Origin of the sequence: Cupriavidus sp. WGlv3 (assembly GCF_023952475.1) — a bacterium.
GTDB lineage: Bacteria > Pseudomonadota > Gammaproteobacteria > Burkholderiales > Burkholderiaceae > Cupriavidus > Cupriavidus phytorum.
This window is the reverse complement of sequence record NZ_JALHRX010000014.1, coordinates 84,151-98,917: the sequence shown is the minus strand read 5'-3', so window position 1 is coordinate 98,917 and position 14,767 is coordinate 84,151. Positions and strand designations below refer to the sequence as shown.

General features: G+C 61.4%; 17 protein-coding genes. 4 read left to right on the top strand and 13 right to left on the bottom strand.

Translation table 11 applies throughout. The features are described 5' to 3' along the window. Positions 1-74: 74 nt before the first annotated feature. Complete coding sequence (locus MKD38_RS21710; RefSeq protein ID WP_252679902.1) at positions 75-611, top strand: ureidoglycolate lyase; 537 nt, start codon at positions 75-77, stop codon at positions 609-611. A gap of 40 nt (positions 612-651) precedes the next feature. Here MKD38_RS21710 and MKD38_RS21705 read toward each other — a convergent pair whose 3' ends face one another. Then, positions 652-1,173, bottom strand: a complete 522-nt coding sequence (locus tag MKD38_RS21705; RefSeq protein WP_252679895.1) for a DNA-binding protein — start codon at positions 1,171-1,173, stop codon at positions 652-654. A 548-nt stretch (positions 1,174-1,721) separates the two neighbouring features. On the opposite strand from MKD38_RS21705, the gene MKD38_RS21695 reads away from it, so the two are divergent. Continuing rightward, the gene (locus tag MKD38_RS21695; protein ID WP_252679891.1) at positions 1,722-2,231 is read left to right on the top strand and encodes a GNAT family N-acetyltransferase; all 510 of its coding nucleotides are present in this window, start codon (positions 1,722-1,724) and stop codon (positions 2,229-2,231) included. 91 nt (positions 2,232-2,322) lie between these two features. On the opposite strand, the gene MKD38_RS21690 is transcribed toward MKD38_RS21695, so the two are convergent. The 11 genes from MKD38_RS21690 to MKD38_RS21640 form a co-directional block, all read right to left on the bottom strand. Continuing rightward, on the bottom strand, positions 2,323-3,126 hold the full coding sequence (locus MKD38_RS21690; RefSeq protein ID WP_252679889.1) for an enoyl-CoA hydratase/isomerase family protein: 804 nt from the start codon (positions 3,124-3,126) through the stop codon (positions 2,323-2,325). Further along, a complete protein-coding gene (locus MKD38_RS21685) occupies positions 3,123-4,367 on the bottom strand; it encodes a CaiB/BaiF CoA transferase family protein (RefSeq protein ID WP_371925727.1) in 1,245 nt (414 codons plus the stop codon). Before MKD38_RS21685 ends, MKD38_RS21690 begins: the two co-directional genes overlap by 4 nt. A 59-nt stretch (positions 4,368-4,426) precedes the next feature. Then, positions 4,427-5,392, bottom strand: coding sequence for a Bug family tripartite tricarboxylate transporter substrate binding protein (locus MKD38_RS21680; protein WP_115710840.1), 966 nt, complete (start codon positions 5,390-5,392; stop codon positions 4,427-4,429). A gap of 60 nt (positions 5,393-5,452) precedes the next feature. Further along, entirely contained in the window at positions 5,453-6,391 is a 939-nt protein-coding gene (locus MKD38_RS21675; RefSeq protein ID WP_252679887.1) for a LysR family transcriptional regulator, read from the bottom strand. Between the two features lie 353 nt (positions 6,392-6,744). Further along, complete coding sequence (locus tag MKD38_RS21670) at positions 6,745-7,917, bottom strand: MFS transporter (RefSeq protein WP_252679885.1); 1,173 nt, start codon at positions 7,915-7,917, stop codon at positions 6,745-6,747. Between the two features lie 45 nt (positions 7,918-7,962). Beyond that, the gene (locus MKD38_RS21665) at positions 7,963-8,181 is read right to left on the bottom strand and encodes an Imm52 family immunity protein (RefSeq protein ID WP_252679883.1); all 219 of its coding nucleotides are present in this window, start codon (positions 8,179-8,181) and stop codon (positions 7,963-7,965) included. Between the two features lie 545 nt (positions 8,182-8,726). Next, positions 8,727-9,455, bottom strand: a complete 729-nt coding sequence (locus MKD38_RS21660) for an Imm52 family immunity protein (RefSeq protein ID WP_252679875.1) — start codon at positions 9,453-9,455, stop codon at positions 8,727-8,729. Positions 9,456-9,463: 8 nt separating this feature from the next. Then, positions 9,464-10,063 carry a Tox-REase-5 domain-containing protein gene (locus tag MKD38_RS21655; protein ID WP_252679873.1) on the bottom strand — a complete coding sequence of 200 codons (600 nt, stop codon included), beginning with the start codon at positions 10,061-10,063 and terminating at the stop codon, positions 9,464-9,466. Further along, on the bottom strand, positions 10,063-10,410 hold the full coding sequence (locus tag MKD38_RS21650; protein WP_252679872.1) for a hypothetical protein: 348 nt from the start codon (positions 10,408-10,410) through the stop codon (positions 10,063-10,065). The genes MKD38_RS21655 and MKD38_RS21650 overlap by 1 nt, the downstream gene beginning before the upstream one ends. Then, the gene (locus MKD38_RS21645) at positions 10,394-10,897 is read right to left on the bottom strand and encodes a DUF4123 domain-containing protein (protein WP_252679870.1); all 504 of its coding nucleotides are present in this window, start codon (positions 10,895-10,897) and stop codon (positions 10,394-10,396) included. The genes MKD38_RS21650 and MKD38_RS21645 overlap by 17 nt, the downstream gene beginning before the upstream one ends. A gap of 7 nt (positions 10,898-10,904) precedes the next feature. Next, complete coding sequence (locus MKD38_RS21640) at positions 10,905-11,297, bottom strand: PAAR domain-containing protein (protein ID WP_252679868.1); 393 nt, start codon at positions 11,295-11,297, stop codon at positions 10,905-10,907. 458 nt (positions 11,298-11,755) lie between these two features. Between MKD38_RS21640 and MKD38_RS21635 the strand changes: the two genes are divergently transcribed. Both MKD38_RS21635 and MKD38_RS21630 read left to right on the top strand, forming a co-directional pair. Next, positions 11,756-13,462, top strand: a complete 1,707-nt coding sequence (locus tag MKD38_RS21635) for an ATP-binding cassette domain-containing protein (RefSeq protein WP_252679866.1) — start codon at positions 11,756-11,758, stop codon at positions 13,460-13,462. Between the two features lie 439 nt (positions 13,463-13,901). After that, positions 13,902-14,117: a SymE family type I addiction module toxin gene (locus tag MKD38_RS21630; RefSeq protein WP_252679864.1), complete on the top strand. Its 216-nt coding sequence runs from the start codon at positions 13,902-13,904 to the stop codon at positions 14,115-14,117. Between the two features lie 167 nt (positions 14,118-14,284). Here MKD38_RS21630 and MKD38_RS21625 read toward each other — a convergent pair whose 3' ends face one another. Beyond that, complete coding sequence (locus MKD38_RS21625; protein ID WP_252679862.1) at positions 14,285-14,662, bottom strand: DUF6984 family protein; 378 nt, start codon at positions 14,660-14,662, stop codon at positions 14,285-14,287. Positions 14,663-14,767: the final 105 nt, after the last annotated feature.

The window sequence follows — 14,767 nt, the reverse complement described above, 5'->3', positions numbered from 1 at the left end:
AGTCAAGCCATTCACGGCGTCACTAGCGCGGCGGTCAGCCGCTTGCCGCGATTCCCAGATCCGGAGACTTATTGATGGAAACCACGCTTGCGCACATGGCAGTCGCCCGCATGCGGCTGCACCCGCAGCCGCTGAACGCAGCCGCCTTTGCGCCCTTCGGCGACGTCATCGAGACCCGCCCTGCAGGCGATCCCGGCGCCATTCCGATCAACGGGGGCATGGTCACGCGCCACCATGACCTGGCAGCGGTCGAACTCGGCGGCGGCCGTGCGCTGATCAACCTGTTCGAGGCCAGCCCCTACGCCTTGCCGATGGAAATCGCCATGCTGGAGCGCCATCCGCTCGGGAGCCAGGCGTTCATCCCGCTTTCGGAGCGCCCTTTCCTGGTCGTGGTCGCGCCGGCCGGCGACGCGCTGGAAGTCGAGTCAGTGCGGGCGTTCATCACCAACGGCAGGCAAGGCGTCAATTACCGCGCCGGTGTCTGGCATCACATGCTGCTGGCCCTGGACGCACCCTCATGCTTCGCGGTGGTGGACCGCGGCGGCGATGGAAACAACTGTGAAGAGCGCTGGCTGGCGCAGCCGCTGCGGCTTGAACTGCCAGACGCCTGACAACGCGAGGGCATGGGCGCGGAATCCGCGCCGCGCTGCCTCAGGCCACCAGCTTGCGGAGCCGCCGCTCCATCGCCGGGACGATGTTTCCGGCGCTCCTGGCCAGATTGACCTGCATCGCGGCCGCAGCGACGTCCATCAGCGGCTGTTCGATCTCGTAACCCTTGCCATTCATCCACAACAGCACCTCCCACAAATGCCAGAACGCACTTGCGCCTTCATGCACCGGCGGGGGAAAGGAAGCCGGATGGCCAAGCATCAGCTTGCGCATGTTCTGGCGCGACATGCCGAGGGTGTCGGCAATGTCCGTCAGGCCAACCAGGTCCGGTGCCGCTTCGATCAGCGTGGCGGTCGGCATGGCGCGCCTGGCATCGGTGAGCGCGCTGACGATGGCGTCGGCCGCTGATTCCGCTTCCCGGTCGAACGCCAGCGCAATCCGGCCCGCCACGCCGGTGCCCACGGTTGCATCGTCGCATCCGGCTTCGTAGAGTCGTTCGACCAGCGTGTCGGGATCGCTGTCATCCGCCGACAACTGGTATCTTAAGGTGAACGCGTATTCCATGGCGGTGGTTTTTCCGTCAGCTCGACCGGCGCGAGGATTTCGTACCGATGCAAGCAGTTGTCCACGATCCGACGGATCCGGGTGGCGTGGTTGGATGGGCTCCTGGGTGTGCAATAGATGCTGATGACACAGAATTCCCCAGCACGGCATGCGCTGTCATGGTGCGAACAGTAGATCCGTCCCCAGGCATGGCCCCTGCCTTTCGCCGCCTCGACACGCCAGCCGCGAGACTCGGCGTGTCTTAACGCAACTTCAATGTCCTTCTTGGGGTGTTGGGCACGGGCCATCGATTTCTCCAAGGCTAGAGACGTAGCTTACGGTTGTCAAGTGACAACCATGGACGCAGGGCATCTGCAATGCAATTGGAGAATTGTCCGGATATGCGAGGTTCGTGACGTTAAGACGACTCTGTAAGCAAGGTCTCCTGACGCCGCCGCGGAAATCGTCTTCCGTTGTCCTGCGTCGGGTTGCAGGCGCGATTACGCCATTGTCGGCGTACACTGCCGCTGAAGGGCGCCCAACTTCTGGCCGACCCAGCCTAACCCTCCATGCCCGTCCCCTTCCCGCTGATCCACTCCGACCGCCTGACCCTGTCGCCCTTCCGCGGGCACGACGCAGCCGAGGCGTGGCCCTGCATTACCCCCACGCTTGCCCGCTACATGGAATGGGATCCCGCCCCGTCGCCCGAGGCGTTTCGCGACGTCTGGCAAGCCTGGCTGCCGGCCATGGAAGACGGAACGGAATTCATTTTCACGGTCCGCCGGACCAGCGACGGTTGTTTCCTCGGTCTGGCCGGGCTGCATCATGCCGACACGCCGGCGCCGGAGTTCGGCATCTGGATCCGCGAAGACGCCCATGGGCACGGCTTTGGCAAGGAAGCGGTGCTGGCCGTGTGGGCGTGGGCGACGGCCACCCTACGGCCGGCGCGCTTTGTATATCCGGCCGCCGAGCAGAACTGGAAGAGCCGCCGGATTGCGGAAGCGATGGGCGGCGTAGTGGTAGACCGGCAGCCGGCACGGAAGTTTGTGCGGGTGGTTTATTCCGTGCCGGTGAGGTAGCTGGACGGCTGAACGGCACCAGCGACCGATGCCCGCCGACCAGTGAATCGGCCCGACGCCTTTATCTATAGCGTCGGGCGATCCCGAAGAATCAACGCCCTTTCCACACCGGCGGACGCTTGCCAACGAACGCTTCCACCCCTTCCCGGAAGTCCTCGCTGCCATAACACTGCCGCACCAGATCGTCGGTATCGGCCACCGCCGCCACGGTCTGGCGGCGCAACGACTCCTTGATGACCGCCTGCGTCACCGGCGCCAGTGCGCCGAGCCGCTCGCACAGCGCGGCGACTTCGGCGTCCAGCGCCTCTGGCGCATGCACGCCCTCCAGAAAGCCGCAGGCCAACGCCGCATCGGCATCGAGAATCTGCGCAAGCAACAGCATGCGTCGCACCGGCTGCAGTCCCCACGCCGCGCGCAGCTTGGCCAGGTTCTGCGCGGAAAGCGTATTGCCCAGCGTCTTCGCGATCGGCACGCCGAAACGGGCCTTGGGCGTCGCCACCCGGAAGTCGCACGCGGTGGCGATGGCAAGCCCGCCGCCAACCGCCCAGCCTTCGATGACCGCAACGGTAGGCATCGGCAATTGCTCGACCAGCGCGATGCCCTCGTCGATGCGCGCCTCGTACGCGACCCCATCATCGCCGCCCGAGAACTGCTGGAACTGCGCGATGTCGGTCCCCGCGACAAAGGCCTCGCCGCCCGCGCCGCGCAGCACCACCACGCGCGCGCCGGCAGTGCCTTCCGCGGCGAGGGCGCGGCAGTGCCCGGCGAGCTGCCCGTACATCGCCCATGTCATCGCATTGCGCGCCGCCGGGCGGTCGAAGGTCAGCGTCGCGATCTGGCCCTGTCGCGTCAGCGTGACCTGCCCTTCGCCGGGAGCCTGCTGCGGGGCGCTCATGCGCCGAATGCGCCGGCCGCGGCCAGCGACTGCTGTTCGTCGTGCGACATGCCCAGCTCGTCAAGAATCTCGGCGGTGTGCTGGCCCAGCAGCGGCGGCGGGCGCCGTACCTGCTGCGGCGTGCCGCCCATCTTCACCGCGAAGCCAATATTGGGCACCTTGCCTTCGATCGGATGATCGATCTCGATGCGCATCTGGCGGTGCTTGCCGTGCTCGCTGTCGAACGCCTGCGGGTAGGTCAGGATCGGCCCGGCCGGGATGCCGACTTCCAGCAGCTGCTCGATCCAGTAGTCGGCACTGTGCTTGCCGAAGCTGTCTTCCAGCGCGCCGATCAGCGCCTGCCGGTTGGCCAGGCGCAGCGCGACGGTGGCAAAGCGTTCGTCCGCCAGCAGGTCGGGCCGGTCCAGCGTCTTGCACAGCAACTGCCACAGCTTCTGGTTGGTCGCGCCCATCACGAAGTAGCCGTCGGCCGCTTTCATCGCCTGGTACGGCGCGCTCATGCGGTTGGCCGTGCCGAGCGGCTCGGGCTCGCGCCCGGTGCCCCAGTATTCGCAGGTGTCCCACACCGAGAACGCCAGCGCGGAATCGAACAGCGACGCATCGACATACTGCCCCCTGCCGGTCTCTTTCGCGCCGATATATGCGGACAGCATGCCGTAGGTCGCGAACAGCGCGCAGCCGATATCGGCCACCGGCACGCCAGCCTTCACCGGCGCGCCGCCAGGGTAGCCCGTCACGCTCATCACCCCCGACATCGCCTGCGCCATCAGGTCGAAACCCGGCCGCGTCGCCCACGGCCCGCTCTGGCCAAAGCCGGAGATGCTGCAGTAGACCAGCTTCGGGTTGACATGGCTGAGCGTCTCGTAGTCGATGCCCAGGCGCTTCATCACACCGGGGCGATAGTTCTCGACCAGGATATCGGCGGTTTCCGCGAGCCGGTACAGCACCTCGCGGCCGGATTCGGTCTTCAGGTCCAGCGTGACGCTGCGCTTGTTGCGGTTCATGTTGAGGAAACCCATGCTGTCCGGGCCCTTCATCTTGAACCCCATCGAGCCGCGCGTCTGGTCGCCGCCGTCGGGCGGCTCGATCTTGATCACGTCGGCGCCCAGGTCCGCCAGCAGCATGCAGGCGTAAGGGCCGGCCATGACCTGGCTGACATCGAGCACGCGTACGCCGGCAAGCGGCAGGCGCGCAGCGTTGGCGTGGGTTGTGTCGGCGCTTGCGTCGCGGGAATCCATCATCGGTTGCATCCTGGGAAATTGGTTCGTGCTGCGTGCATCGGTGCGTCGGCGGTCGCCCATCAGCTTTCCGCCTTCACGCCGGCGTCCTTGATCACCTTGGCCCATTTGGCCGATTCCGCGGTGATGTAGGCGGCGAACTGCTGGTTCGATCCGCCCGAGTCCTCGGCGCCGAAGCTCTTCAGCCGCTCCGCCACGTCCGGCATCGCCAGCACGCGGTTGACGTCTTCGTTCATGCGCTGCGCCAGCGCCGGCGGCATCCCCTTCGGGCCGACCAGCCCGTACCACGACGCCGCGTCCAGGCCCGGGAAGCCCGACTCCGCCAGTGTCGGCACGCTTGGATGGCTGGCCGCGCGCTTCAGGCGCGTCTGCGCGATCGCGATCACCTTGCCCTGCTGGACGAACGGCGTGGCCGCGGTCATGGTGTCGAAGGCATAGTCGATCTGGCCGCCGAGCAGGTCCGCCACCAAGGGCCCCGAGCCCTTGTACGGCACGTGGACCACGTCGATCTTCGCCTGCATCCGGAACAGTTCCAGCGCCAGGTGCTGCGCCGAGCCGATGCCCGACGAGCCGAACGAGATCTTGCCCGGGTTCTTGCGGCACAGCGCCACGATGTCCGAAACCGTGCGCACCTTCTGTTCCGGACGGCAGGTCAGCATATTGGGCGTGACCCCCACCATCGAGATCGGCGTGAAGTCCGCGCGCGGGTCGTACTTGACGTCCAACAACGCCGGCGCGATCGCATGGCTGTTGACATGCGCCATCAGCAGCGTGGTGCCGTCAGGGGGCTGCTTGGCCACATAGGCCGCGGCAATCGCACCGGTGGCACCGGGCTTGTTCTCCACCACCACGCTGGTGTTCCACATCACGCCCAGCTTCTGCCCGATCACCCGCGCCAGCACATCCGTGCCGCCGCCGGGAGCAAAGCCCACCACGATACGAACCGGCCCCGCCACATTGGCCGCGCGCACCAGGCCTGGCACCGCCAGCCCGGCCGCGGCCGCCAGAAGAAATTGCCTGCGCTGCATTGCGTGTCTCCTCTATCGTTTGGAGTCCATCTTGCGCAATGCACCGGCCCAGGGCTATCGCTATTTTCGGGATTCAGGTTTCGCGTTTTGCGCAAGCACCTGCAGCACGCTCAGCGCTGCTGACGACAGCGTCCCGTGGGGCCGATGGCACAGCACAAAATGCCGCGCCGCCCACTCCCCCGTGATGGGCAACCGCACGAAACGGCTGCCGCCCGCCACCTCACGCGCAATCGCCTCCGGCATCACCCCGCCACCCAGATTCTGCGCCACCAGCGCCGCGATGCTGTCGAACCCGCTCACCCGCATGCGCATCCGCAACACCCGCCCCGCATCCTCCGCCAGCCGCTCCAGCCCCACGGAAATCGCCGAACTCTCGCCCAGCACGATCAGGTCACAGTCCAGCACGTCCTCCGTCGTCACCTTCTTGCGCTTCGCCAGCGCATGGCCGCGCGCCACCACCAGCACCAGCCGGTCGCTCCGGTACGGCGCCGTCGGCAGGTCGACCACGCCCAGGCTGCCTTCATAGATACCGATATCGACGGTGCCCCGGCGCAGCGACTGCTGGACTTCCTGGCTGTTCATTTCCTGCAGGTCTATCCGGACACCGGGGCATTCCGTGGCGCAGCGCAGGATGTCGAACGGCAGGAACTGGATCACGGCGGACTTGGGGGCGGCCACCCGCACCACCCCGAGGTCGCCGCCGACGAAGGACGCGGCGTCGTCCTGCATGCGCTGGACGGTGTGGGTAATGCCGCGGGCGTGGGCGAGCAGCGCGCGGCCGGCTTCGGTACAGGCCATGCCGTGGGGCAGGCGCTCGAACAGGGAAACGCCGAGTTGGGATTCGAGCTCGAGGATGCGGCGGGAGGCGGCGGCCGGGGCCAGGTGGACGCGTTCGGCGCCGCGGGTGATGCTGCCCTGGTCGGCGACGGCGATGAAGAGCTGGATCGTCGTGAGGTCGAAATGCAGCCGGGGTTGGCGCGAGTGGGCGGGGGACGTCACGATGGTCTGCGCGCGGGGTCGGCGTCGTTGGGTCGAGCTACGGAAGGAAGTTGGAGAAACTGCCACGAGCAATAGCTGCGCGTGCTCGCCCATTTTCCGCTCAACATCGAGCCCCGGCAATTGCGGGTTTCCCGTGTCCAGACAAGGGCCCACCAACAATCACCGCAGCGTCCGCAACGCCTGCCTCCGGATCTTCCAGACCGCATTACGCGGCAGACCACGGAGGAATTCAACGCCGTTCCCCCGCTTGTATCCGGTGAGCCGTTTTCGGCAAGCGACCAGAATATCCGCCTCCGTCACCGGCGTCCCCGGGCTTGCATACTACGACGTCACGGGTATCTTGCCCCCACCTATCAAGGGAGGCTTTGCCTTACTTTGGCCAAGGCAAGAAAAGTAAAACACCCCACCAACATCACGGCATCAAGGAGGATTGGGGCTTCCGGCGAAAAAAATTCCGACAAGAAGGGAGTGATCGCTTGTCCGGCGGCCTGGCATAGAAAAGTGCTGGACCCCAGCATGCCATAGACGAACGGGATCTGTTCCAGTGAATAGCTGTCAGTCAGCAAGCGGTGAAAGCTCGTGAAATAAATAGAGACCCCCAGCCCACCCACTGCGAAACCAAGGCCAAGCAACAGCGACCAATGCTGTGTGAATAGTGCTGCCAAGGGTTGCGCGCACAGTAAGGTCAAGGCCAGGGCCAATCTGTGTCGGATAGAAAGCCTCGACGTCCAAGGCCTGGCGAGGAATAAGGCCAATCCTCCGGCCGCTGCCATCGTAAACGAATAGCCCAGCTGCTCGGGCGAGAGCCGATGTGCTGCAACTGCATAGATTGGCCAGCCCGCCAGCCACAGTCCCAGGCAGAAGAACTGCACGTGGTGAACGAACAAGATGCTTGTTTGCTGCCGAAGGGCGTGAATCTGATCCGAGAACTTCGTTGAGGTTCGTTCCTTCCGGCAAGACTCGGCTCGGGTGGAATCCTGTCGATGGCTCGAAACCAGAAGGCATAACGAATACAGTAGCGCCGGAAAGACAAAGGCAGCCTGGATACCGAAGTGAGCCACAAGCACGCCGCCGATGGCAGGTCCAATCAACCGGCCGGTGTTCTGTGATAACACATAGCTCTCATTGACAGCGTCGAAACCGGGAAGGCCAGCCATCCGGTTCAGCAACGTTCGCCAAGATACAACGAACAATGACAAGCCCACTCCTTCCACAAAGCGTGCCGATATCACCAGAATTGCATGGTCGCAGTAGGCCATCACAATGCTACTGACGAGAGAACATCCCAGGCCGGTCAGGTAGTAGCGACCCGCGTTGCCCGGGCTTATGATCAGTCCCGCGCAAGGCTGAAATAACGTTCGCCCGAGGGCGGCTCCGGCGAGAAACATTCCTGCCTCAAAGGCAGACAGGCGCAGGTTCGCAGCCAGGAGTGGAAAAAAACCGGTAGCGGCAGTTGATGCAGTCCAGAACAGTGCACCCTGTAGGAAAACTAAGATAGCGGCGCTACTTGACTGGCTTCGTGTCACCTCATGTTCCTTACCGCCTGACAGGTCTGCAACCGACAGTACTTTCTACAGGTCAATGTATCTCGGTAGCAAGTCTTGATCGACGAGCCGAACCTCAATGGCATTTGCCGCCCTGACGTGTTCCGGATCGGTGCCGGAAAAAGGGGTGTCGGTTACGCTCACGACAATCGTTCCCACTCGCTTGTTGTCCTCGTCGGGCACGCTAATCAGTGCGCGAGCTTCCGGAATTTGCTGCTCCGTGAGGAGCATCGGCAGGTAGAGCATCCAGCCTACAGCAGGACGATCTGAAAACCACGAACATACTTCTGTGTATCGACGGTAGCGACTAACGGGCGCCAGATCTTTACCGCTTCGCTCAAGACCTTGGCAACCGTGGACCAAGGGCCCAATCGACTCGCTGGAGGCTTAGACCCTAGAGTAAGACTCATCGCCGACGCTGCACCGTCAGCCCGATCAAAAAAGTAAGAAATGGACGCGCCTTGCGACTTCGCGAGCTGCCCATTCCATATGACGAAGGTCTTTATGGCGTTCTCTCCTTCCAACTCCTGGTCCAGGGCCGACAGTGCAGCCGTGGTAGGGCCTTGTCTGTCGAAGACCAAGTACCGGTAAGAGTCCTCTTTCGTGTCAGCTGCCAACAGCCACGCGGATTCATCGAGCAGCGCGTCTTGTGTTCCCAGAAATCGCGTTAGCTCCTGGATAAGCGACAGATGGTCTTTCAGAGTGAGAGGCGAATCGGCTGATGGCCGAAACCGCAGGGATAGCTCATGCGACATGGCAGCGGAATCTTGTCTGTCGATTGCTCTCGAGAGTTACAGATCGGTGTATCGCGGCAAAAGGTCCTGATCGACAAGCCGTACCTCAATGGCATGGGCTACCCTGACATGTTCCGGATCGCTCCCCGAGAATGGACCGTCAACTACGCTTACAACAATGGTTCCTAACTGCTTATTTTTCTCATTCAGGACGCTGACAAGTGCGCGAGCTTCCGGAACTTGCTGATCCGTGAGAATCGTTGGCAGGTAGAGCATCCAGCCAGCTCGTGGGCGGTCGAGAAAAACACCGTTGTAGTTTCGTGTGTCAATGGTGGCGACCAGCGGCTGCCAGATTTTTACCGTCTCACTCAGAGCTCGCGCAACCGTAGGCCAAGCACCCAGTCTGCTAGTCGATGGCTTTGCCCCCAACGTAAGCCTGAGTCCCGACGCAGAGCCGTCCGTGCGGTCGAAGTAGTAGGCAATGGAGGCGCCCTTCTCGTTCTCCAATTGGCCGTTCCATATGGCAAATGACTTTACGACTTCCTTGCCTTCCTGCTCGCGCTTCAATACTGCCAATGCTGCCGCAGTTGGACCCTGGTCTCCGAAAAGTTGATATCGATAGGAATCGTCCTTCGTATCTCCGCTTAGATACCATGCGGATTCGCCGAGCAGCGCATCTTCCGCACCTAGTATCTGGACCAAGCGCCTAACCATGGCGAGATGGTCCTCGAGGTATAGCCGTTGATTAGGGAAGGTCCTGAACTGAAGCTGGAGTTCGTGTGCCATGACCGGTATCAGGGGTGGTAAACAACTTCGATGCGCGGCGCTACGCTGCTTAAGACCCTTTGCATGTATTGGAAGGACATCCACTCCATGAAATGCCATCGGAGGCGTGTGGGTGGCATCGGTTGCGCAGCCCCCTGCTGCCGCGCTGCGGAATCAGCCATAGCCAAGAAGATCTTTTCTTGAAAGAAATATCGGAATTCACCTCTTTCGCTAAAGAACTGGTCATAGGTTGATTTCGCCTCTTTCAGCAAACACTGACCCGATTCGAACCCATCAAACTTGACGCCCTTATAGGTCCATTCGAAGAGGTATCCCGGCGGGGCCTCCGGCATAGCACCAATGCGCCGCTGGTATGAAATCGCTTCGTTACTCCAACCTGCCGTCGGTTGCAGTGTCAGGCCGCCACCGTCTGGCGGGCATTCTTCGCATCGGTCCTTTTCCCTTGCCGGCGACTCAGCACGCGCTATCGGAGTGGTTCTTGAATTCTCAGCATCCTCTGTCCTTTGACGCGCCGCCTCCGTCGCCGCACCGGCCGCAGCTGCGGCCCCGAGCCACTGAAGCACTCTTGACGCAATCAAGCGGATTGCAGGGATTGCCAGCGTCGCCATCAACGGTTCTCCTTGAGGACGAGCTTCATCACCGCTGACAGATCATCCAGTCTTTGTTCCGGCGTTGCGCCCGGCTTCGAGAGATATGCGCGGACCTGGCGATCCGTTGCCATCTGCGGCGCATCGGCGCAGAGATAGAGCAACTTCACGATGTGTTGCGTGGACAGAAGACCTGACTCCGCCGCCAGGCTATAACCCGCTTGCATTCGGCTACAGATCTCCTCTCTACCCGGGCTCTGCAACAACTCCGGACGATGGGCCAGAAACTGCTCAAATACCGCAGCGACGAAGTTCTGGGTTTCTAAGTGCCGCAGCGCCTGCCATTGCGCCTCACTTAGCGTCAGCATGCTGTCTCCCTATCCAGACTCTGATGCCCTTGTCCAGGAAATGCCATTCATGGATATGGCCAAAGAATTCCGTTCGTTGGTCACCTGCCATCAATTGAAAGAGAGCTGTCAGCACACGTGGATCCCAAAACCGCAAGAGCGCGATTCGTCCATCGGGCAGCTTGACGTCGAGTCGCAGCTGCAACAATTGTGAAAGCCCCGTGAGATCGGCTTCAGCGATGAGCCAGGTAACGGCCGGTGCCGTCGTCTCCAGCGAGCTCAAGTCACGCAGGACTGCATCAGTTACCTGCGTCGCATCTACTAGCCAAGGGCCCGCGTGTGCCAGCGCGTCATCCGCTGTACTGGAGAACAAGGCAACCACCGCGCCGGGCACGTGTTCAAGCTGTCGCTCCCGATGCTGCTGATACAGCGCGCCATCCACCAGCGCATACAGGTTGAGCGTCTGCAAGCGTGCACGCAGTTGGCTGTATCGATCGAGGACGTCCATTAGCCGGCTACCCTCGCACGACAGTCGCCGACCCTGTCGCAGCCGCCTTCATCAAGCAATCCAGGCAGAGGCCAGAACCCGTTACAGCCGCGATCCCTGCCGGTTCAAAGTCGCCGGCTACTGGTGTCTCCATGTCGCTTGCCAACGTGCTGTCCTGGCTGGCTAGTAACCTGGCACCGCAGGCGGTGCGGTCCATATGCCTGGCGTAGGGAACGCCATTGGGCGCAGTGATAATTCCGTCGCCCGCCAGGATCGGAAAAGCACCCTTGCACTTGGGACAGATGGTCATGTCCCCTGCACGCGCCATGGCGCGATTACCGATGATGCTGGTGGCATCGCCGGTAATGACTGTCCCGCCGTGCGTAGTCCGGTCGCCCACGCAAATGAGTCCGGTGATCACCTTTCCCCTCCACCTTCGTTATGCTCAAAAGAGCCGTCTGGCATGATGCCCGGTGCATGCTCGCCCAAGGTAGTTGGCGCAATGGGATCGTCGCAACGGAGGAAATCCGCAGAGATATGCGTCCGTTTCTGCAAAGGCGACGGAAACGGCTGCAGCCGGTCAGCGAAGGTGGTCGCGCTTGTAGATGAGCGAGTCGAGCGGCGGACGCGAAATTATGGCGTTGATCTCGCTAGGCGTCGTCTGGCGTGGATTTTTCGCTGCGTCGCAGCGAGTCTTCCCGGCATATCGCGAATCGGCAGAGATTTCTTCAGCAATGTTCCGAATACTCTGACGCCCATTGTCTGGCAACAAACCTTAATCTGCGAGCAGATGGTCTCGATCAGTGTGAAATGACCAGATCTGATCCAAAGTCTCCGCTTGGCTTCGACCCCTAAAGATGACGCGCGATGAGGTTTCTGTTGGACTTGTATAAGGACTGGATCTACGCCTACCGAATCGCGGTCAGAAAGTACCCAGCCTTGCCAATCCACTTCTGCGGAGCAACCCTATTTGTAGCGCTGTCCGCGGCATTGTCTACGCTGGTTCCCTACCTCTTGCGTGAGACAACCAATGCTTTGTCTGTAGACGCCACGCTCAGTGCTACAGGCATGCCGGTGATTCTGGCAGCCGCGTACGGAATGGCCTGGACTACCGTTCGCGCCTTCGAGTGGCTGAAAGCGATGATTTTCTCGGCCGTTTTCGCCAGGTGTGATGCGGCATTCCACGATGCAATCTTTGCCAGACTGATCAGGGTTGACTACCCTCGCCTGAATGCCGAGGACCCGGGCAAACTGGTCTCAGTCATTGCGCGGAGTCGCGCGGCATTCAGTGCAATCACGTTCTCGGTGTTCTGGGCAATAGTCCCGATTGTTCTCCAGTTAGTATTTGCCAGCGTCGTTCTGTGGCGACTGACTGACGGCGCGTTCGCTCTCGGGTTCGCCATCTCCGTGTTGCTACTCTTTGCCGCTACATGGTTCCTCGCAGACCAAAGCAAGAGCGCTCATGAAGAGATCTTCAGCGGTGCCGACATGCTGTCGAGCCATCTGGTTGAAAGACTCGGGTTCATGCTGGACATCAAACTTAACAAAGCCTACGCGAGAGAAGATGCCGCGTTGCAGCGCACGCTGGATGTCTATATCGGCAAATTCAGCCGCGGAAATACCAGGCTGGCACTTCTGCTTGCGGCGCAAGCCATCTGCACCGGTCTTTTGCTTACGCTCTTCTCGGTGACGACCGCATACGGCGTCACCTACTCCGTACTGCGGGCTGGCGATTTCGTCATGATCGTTAGCTACGTCGTGACACTGGCGATACCTTTCACCAACCTCGCGGGATCGCTGTCCGATTTGCGCCGCAACCATCTCGCGCTGCGAGAAGGCTTTGGCCTGCTGAAGATGCCAATCGAGCGCAGTGAATCTAGTGCGCACATCGACCGTGCTGCGAATGAAGTCTGCCACATCGATCACGCAGTTGTTACGCAAGGCGGAAAGCAGATTCTGCAGGACGTGACAATCACTATCAGGCGCGGCGAACTTGTCGCGCTTATCGGCCCATCGGGCGCGGGCAAATCGAGCCTTGCTCACCTGATGCTCGGCCTTACCCGCCCCGCAGCTGGCAAGGTATATCTATTTGGCGCGGACGTCAGCAAGCTGTCTGTCAGCGATATCGCAAACGAAGTCGCCGTCGCACCTCAGGCACCGATGATCCTGACCGGTTCACTCAGGGAGAATCTGACCTACGGTTGTGACAACCCGCCCTCAGACCGCGCGCTGCACGAACTCGTTACCTTGCTTGAATTGCATGAGATCGCCGCCGACGGAAACGGCGACATCCTGGATCGTCCGCTGGGCATTCAAGGCAGAGCCCTGTCGGGAGGGGAACGCCAGCGTGTTGCACTGGGCCGAGCGCTCGCGCGCCGCCCCGCGGTACTCATTCTGGATGAACCCACTTCATCGCTCGATTCAGAACGTGAGGCTCGAATCTTCGCGCGTGTCAGGGAGCGGGTGCCAACGCTGATTGTGGTTACGCATCGGCATGCGCTGGTCCAGGCGGCAGATCGGGTGTATCGCGTTGAGAACGGCACCGCGCGGGAGCATTCTTCGAACGACGCGAATGTCGAGGGTTGACTGGGCAGTGGAGCTGCGTCTCCCCGCCATGGGCACGTTGGAAGCAGCGTTCCTTGGCTGGGCAACAGCGGCGGCGTGTGCAGCTGAGGTTAGCGGTCCCGCGACCTCCGCTTCATCGGGGATTTGGCGCTTGCCGCACGTGCGCTCGCCATGGGGCTCTGTTGGGCGGCGGCATGGATCCAAGTACGTGCACTTATCAGCGGTCGCCGGCGGAAGATTGGATCGTTAGCCTAACCCACGGTGCTGAACACACCTCTTACAGCGACTCAACCACGCTCGACAGTCCGTGGTTCTTTGCGTCCATAGCTCCTGCTATGGCCGGGTAACGCGCAGTCATACAAGACCCGTAAGGGGAAAACTGCGGGCCGTCTGTGAGCGGTGTTCAAAGTACCTGGCCGCCCCATGAACAGGGCGAAATGCGATCTCACAGGAGTTGGCTATGGCGAAACGATCTGCTGGTGCGCAGGTGCGCATTATCAAGACCGGGCGTACTTTTTACCCGGTTGCTCCAGGAAGCAATAACAGATTTGCTGGGCTACGGGCGATCCCTTGGATTCGACTGCGGGGTATTTGGCTTGAGAAAGCCGGCTTCAGCATTGGACAGTTGCTGAAAGTCAGGGTGGCGCATAAGAAGGTCGTGATTTCAGTGGAGTGAGACGAGCGGCGAGGTGGGGGATCAATGGAACGCCTCCTACCGACCCAAAGCGGCCGGACTCATTTCCCGAAAACGGTCGCTCAATTTGCACATGCTCCTCGAATTCGCGCGATTCACTGCTGAAGAGTAAGGAAGTGACGGGGTGCTTATTGGGCCGTCGCTGACTCTTATTCCGCCTCGTCTGGCCCGGGGATGAATCGGTGCCAAATTTCTGGCATTCGTTGGATAGTGGTTCCGTCGACTTTATAGATTTCGATCTCGCGGCACAGTCCATCAACAACATGCAGGAGAACGCTGATTTGAACTCCATCAACGTCAGGGCCGTAGAGTTCAGTTGGAATGCGATGTAACACTGGTGCGGCGACTGGATGCATCACGCGTAGTTCAAGACTGCCGTCCTCATCAATCAGTCGCACAACACACTGCTCAAGTTGCTCGATCACTTCCGCTCGGCCAGGGAACTCAGCGGCGGTCAAATCGGAGATCAGCTTTCTTTCGTCTGCCGATGGCGGGCGAAAATTATTGATGTCTGTACTCCTATACATTGCAGCCTCCGCTTGCGCAATTCAACGACCGCTTGCGGCCGGAGCCGGCCCCAGATGGACCCGATCTACGGCGGGCCACTGTTCGCTCGATTTCGGACGACCGGA